At 54.0% G+C, this 3291-nt stretch carries 2 rRNA genes; both read right to left on the reverse strand.

Annotated elements, in window-relative coordinates:
• A 5S ribosomal RNA gene (gene rrf, locus HMPREF7215_RS02855) occupies window positions 1–109 on the reverse strand; the annotation flags it as partial.
• A 173-nt stretch (window positions 110–282) separates the two neighbouring features.
• Window positions 283–3257, reverse strand: a 23S ribosomal RNA gene (locus tag HMPREF7215_RS02860).
• Window positions 3258–3291: the final 34 nt, after the last annotated feature.

The raw sequence follows: 3291 nt of genomic DNA on the forward strand, positions 1-3291 counted from the left end.
CGAGGACCTACTCTCCCGCGAAGCGAATCGCAGTACCATCGGCGCGTGAGGGCTTAACTGCCGGGTTCGGCATGGGACCGGGTGGACCCCCTCCGCTTTTATCACCAGTATCTCTGTTCTATCCTACTTCCGCCGCCGTCATGGACGCATCCGCGAGCGGCGCGAAAGCAAAATCTTTCCGTTTCTCTTCTCTTTTTTGTCTCTTCTTTTTGCTTCTTCTTGTTTCTTCGGTTCTTCGTCTTCGTTTCGTTCTTCTTCTCTCGAAACAGCACGAAACTGAAACAGGTTAAGGCCTCGGTGTATTAGTACCGGTTAACTCAACGTCTCGCAACGCTTCCATTCCCGGCCTATCAAACCCCTCGTCTCGGGGACACCTTACTACCTTCTGGTATGAGATATCTCATCTTGGGGGCGGTTTCCCGCTTAGATGCCTTCAGCGGTTATCCGGGCCGTACTTGGCTACTCTGCTTATGCGGCTGGCGCCACAACAGATACACCAGTGGTACGTCCACTCCGGTCCTCTCGTACTAGGAGCAGCTCCCCTCAAATATCTTGCGCCCGTGGTGGATAGGGACCAAACTGTCTCACGACGTTTTGAACCCAGCTCGCGTACCGCTTTAATGGGCGAACAGACCAACCCTTGGGACCTGCTACAGCCCCAGGATGCGACGAGCCGACATCGAGGTGCCAAACCTCCCCGTCGATGGGAACTCTCGGGGGAGATCAGCCTGTTATCCCCAGGGTAGCTTTTATCCGATGAGCGACGGCCTTTCCATTCAGCACCGCCGGATCACTAGGACCGACTTTCGTCTCTGCTCGAGATGTCTCTCTCGCAGTTAAGCCAACTTATACCCTTGCGCTCTCTTGGCGGTTTCCATTCGCCATGAGTTGACCTTTGCGCGCCTCCGTTACTCTTTGGGAGGCGACCGCCCCAGTCAAACTGCCCACCTGACTGTGTCCTCTTCGTCGATTCAGACGCTAAAGTTAGACATTCGAAATCACAAGGGTGGTATCCCAACGTCGGCTCAAAGAAAGCCAAAGCTCTCTCTTCTTCGCCTCCCACCTATCCTGTGCATGAAATTTCAAATATCAGTATCAGGCTACAGTAAAGCTCCATGGGGTCTTTCCGTCCTACCACGGGTAACCGGCGTCTTGACCGGTACCACAATTTCACTGGATCTCTCGTTGAGACAGCGCTCAAATCGTTACGCCATTCGTGCAGGTCGGAACTTACCCGACAAGGAATTTCGCTACCTTAGGACCGTTATAGTTACGGCCGCCGTTTACTGGGGCTTCATTTCTAAGCTGCGCCTTGCGGCTCACTCTTCCATTTAACCTTCCAGCACCGGGCAGGCGTCAGACTCTATACTTCGACTTGCGTCTTATGCAGAGTCCTGTGTTTTTGGTAAACAGTCGCTTGAGCCTGGTTTCTGTGGCTGCTCCCCGCTTCACCTTACGATTGACGGGGGCAGCACTCCTTCTCCCTAAGTTACGGAGTTAACTTGCAGAGTTCCTTAACGAGAGTTATTCCACTCACCTTAGCTTGCTCAGCTTGACCACCTGTGTCGGTTTCGGGTACGGGCGCCATAAGTTCTCCCTAGCAGGTTTTCCTGGCAGCAGAGCTTCAACAGCTTCGCCTCGAAAGAGGCTCCCTCTCGGATCTCGGTCTTGACGGAGAGATGTGCTTGACTGTCTCTCCAACCTGCTTCCTTGGACTGGCTATTCCATCAGCCGGCCTGTCTAGCTTTCTGCGTCGCTGCTTCGGTCGTAGCGAACTTATCGCGGGGCAGGAATTTCGACCTGCTGTCCATTATCTACGCTTTTCAGCCTTGACTTAGGTCCCGCCTTACCCTGGGCGGATCAACCTTCCCCAGGAATCCTTGGTCTTCCGGTGTATTTGATTCTCGCAAATATGTCGTTACTCATGCCGGCATTCTCACTACTCAGCTGTCCACGAAACTTTACAATTTCGCTTCGTCCCGCTGACTACGCTCCCCTACCGATGGATTTCTCCATCCCATAGCTTCGGCGGCATGCTTAGCCCCCTACATTTTCGGCGCGGGGGTCCTCGACCAGTGAGCTGTTACGCACTCTTTAAAGGATGGCTGCTTCTGAGCCAACCTCCTGGCTGTTTCCGGGTCCCTACATCCTTGTCACACTTAGCATGCTCTTCGGGGCCTTAGCTGATGATCTGGGCTGTTTCCCTTTCGACCACGAACCTTATCACCCGCGGTCTCACTCCTGACTTTCTCGTGTCGATATTCGGAGTTTGATGGCTCGCGCAAATCCCCCAGGACCGCTTGAGCTGTCAGTCGCTCTACCCTCGACACGAATCCATCAAGGCTGCACCTCAATGCATTTCGGGGAGAACCAGCTATTACCTAACTCGATTAGCTTTTCACTCCTAACCACAGGTCATCCAAGACTTTTTCAACAGGCACTGGTGCGGTCCTCCATGGGGTTTCACCCCCACTTCAACCTGCCCATGGCTAGATCGTCAGGCTTCGGGTTTATTGCAGGCAACTTCGCGCTCTCTTCGAACTCGCTTTCGCTTCGGCTCCGGAACTTCATCCCTTAACCTCGCTGCATGCAATATCTCGCCGGCTCATTTTTCAATAGGCACGCTGTCACTTTCCATACATCGCTGTATTTCAAGCTCCAACTGCTTGTAGGCATACGATTTCAGGTCTCTTTCACTCCCCTCCCGGGGTGCTTTTCACCTTTCCCTCTCGGTACTATGCGCTATCGGTCACTTACAGTATTTAGCCTTGGACCATGGGCGGCCCGGATTCAAACGGAATTTCTCGTGCTCCGCTCTACTTGGGATTGGGTCTTCAGAGGGACCGGGTTTTCGTCTACGCGGCTTTCACGCTCTGCGGCTCGCTTTTCCAACACGATTCGACTAACTCGATCTTTTCTCACTCTGCGGAAGCTCAGCAGCGCTTCCCCGACTGTCCCGCAACTCCCTATACAGCAACGGCTGCTGCCTTGCACTGTATGGGTTTAGGCTGGCCCCTGTTCGCTCACCACTACTGGGGGGATCTCTGCGATTTCTTTTCCTCCGGCTACTGAGATGTTTCACTTCACCGGGTTCCTCTCCTTTACGGAGTCACGGGTCTGCTCCCGTGGGGTTGCCCCATTCAGATATCCGCGGATCGAGGCCTGCTTGCGGCTCCCCGCGGCGTTTCGCCGCTTGCTGCGTCTTTCGTCGGCTGTAAGTGCCTAGGCATCCGTCGTATGCCCTTTCTACCTTAACCTGTTTCAGTTTCGTCCTGTTCCTTTGTCAAGGGG

Origin of the sequence: Pyramidobacter piscolens W5455, assembly GCF_000177335.1 — a bacterium.
Taxonomy (GTDB): Bacteria; Synergistota; Synergistia; order Synergistales; family Dethiosulfovibrionaceae; genus Pyramidobacter; species Pyramidobacter piscolens.